Genomic DNA, 2,034 nt, shown 5'->3' on the forward strand with positions numbered 1-2,034 from the left:
TGCCAAACTGCCGAAGAAATAATTTTAGCCTCTATGTCATCTAAATAAAAAGTATAAACAGCCTCTCCTGACACTTCACAACGCAACGGTTCAATAATTTTTGTAAAGGGATTCCAAACAGCTGTAACCGTCCGTTTGGCTTTTTTTCTTTGCAACTCACACTGAATATGTACAGTAGGTAAATGAATAATCATCGCACTATGTAACCAAGCCTCTACACTCATCGCATAACGCTCTTGGATATCCCACAATTTTCGCTCTAATTCCCGGTTAGTAGCCTCAATTCGTGCTAATTCCTTATCCTTTTCATCCCCTACTAACTGTTTCACCACAATTTTTTGGTGAATTTCCGAGCTAATAGTATTGTAATAAGCCTTGAGTCGTTCTTCATCCCTGGTTTTTGCTCTGCTTAACTTAGCCTGCCAATTTTCTAAAGAATGATCAATTAAGATTGCACCTTGATGTTCAATTAATTGCAATAAATCCTCGAAAGGAATAGATAATGGTGTATGCTCCACAGAAATTCGGTCAGCTTCCCAAAATAAAGCGTCACCAATTTCTATAGGTGTTACTCCTGTGAGTTCATTGATAATAAACGAAACTAACCCAATTCTTTTTTCCTCCGCATTGGCTGTATAAGCAACATTACACAAAATATAACGAGTAATTTCTGGTTTAGCCTCAATAAAACGAATTAAGCCATTTTGTGGCACAAGTTTTTCCAATAAAAGTTTCTCAAAGCCTGTATTCTTCAAATGTCCATCAAATTTAACACCCAAGTTAGTAATTTGCCCTCTCACAGTTAATAAGTCTGACAACTTATTTAAAACTTCTGAATGATAAGTTACAAAAACACTTTCAGGAACATCAGCTTTCGTGGTAAAAGTAACTTCTTCTGGGAGAGAAAGCACCGCAGCTAAATTTTCAGTTAACAAGGCATTCAAAATAGATTCACTAGCAGGTTCTGCTATCCCATCATGCAAAGCCACAATTTTTTCTAAAGTAGTAAGAATAGGATCTGATAACATAAAAATTGCATACCTCAAGCTTCAAAATCTTCACCAAAAATCTGCTCATCTAAATCTTGAATTTGCTGATACTGGTTTTTGGCTTGTAATAAATTATCGGCCAATTGTTCAAAGGCGGTATCTAGTGCCGCAGGTTTTTGATGTTTTAACCAGATGTCCATGACAACTTCACTAAAGTCAAACTCATCATCCACATTGCCAATAATTGACTCAATTTCTCCTACCACTAATTCAAACATATTAATTTTGTCATGTAGTATCCGCAGAATGTATTCTTCAATACTGTCCTTTAAACAAAAGTTAAAAATAAACACATCCTGGGTTTGTCCAATGCGATGGATACGACCGATGCGCTGTTCAATTTTCATCGGGTTCCAGGGGAGGTCATAATTAACGATCGCATTGGCAAACTGAATATTACGACCCTCTCCACCTGTTTCCGATGCTAACAGCACAGAAACATGATCCCGAAAGGAAGCGATCGCCGCATCTTTGTCTTTGAGGGACATCCCACCTTGGAATTCCGCAAAGGGTATATTTGCCGCTTCTAGAGTTTTAGCTAAATAAGCACTTGTGGCTTTATGCGTGCTGAAAACCAAAGTTTTCTGACGAGATTTTGATAGCATCTCCACCAATACCTTGGCCTTTTCCACCTGCTTAACCTGAGATGCACGTTTTGCTAAAGTCTTTAATTCCTCATCAGGTAGGCGTTTACTCAGTTGCTTGAGTGAATCAGCCAAAGCACCGGGAGAAGAACCAGCCCGCATCAGTAAATTTGTGCGAGAGAGTTTGTCCAGCTTATCCTCGTGCGATCGCAGATATGCACTTAAATCTTGGTAAAGCTTCTGTTCACCAGCAGCAGGGTTAACAGTGATTGTCGTAGCAAAACGTTTCGGTAGTTTAACATCGACTAAGGCACGGGTATTTCGTACCATCACTTCTCGCATCAAAGAACGCAGCTTTTCGGGATTTTTGGGAACGCGGCCATTTTTGGAATCAACATATT

The 2,034-nt window shown here is 39.0% G+C and carries 2 protein-coding genes; both read right to left on the reverse strand.

Annotation, left to right across the window (positions count from 1 at the left end; translation table 11 throughout):
- Nucleotides 1-1,028, reverse strand: a 1,028-nt coding sequence (locus tag VB654_RS25175) for a hypothetical protein (protein ID WP_323216563.1), incomplete at its 3' end; no start/stop codon positions are given.
- Between the two features lie 14 nt (nucleotides 1,029-1,042).
- Nucleotides 1,043-2,034, reverse strand: a 992-nt coding sequence (locus VB654_RS25180) for a DEAD/DEAH box helicase (RefSeq protein ID WP_323216564.1), incomplete at its 5' end; no start/stop codon positions are given.

The organism is Nodularia sp. UHCC 0506 (genome assembly GCF_034931045.1).
Classification (GTDB): domain Bacteria; phylum Cyanobacteriota; class Cyanobacteriia; order Cyanobacteriales; family Nostocaceae; genus Nodularia.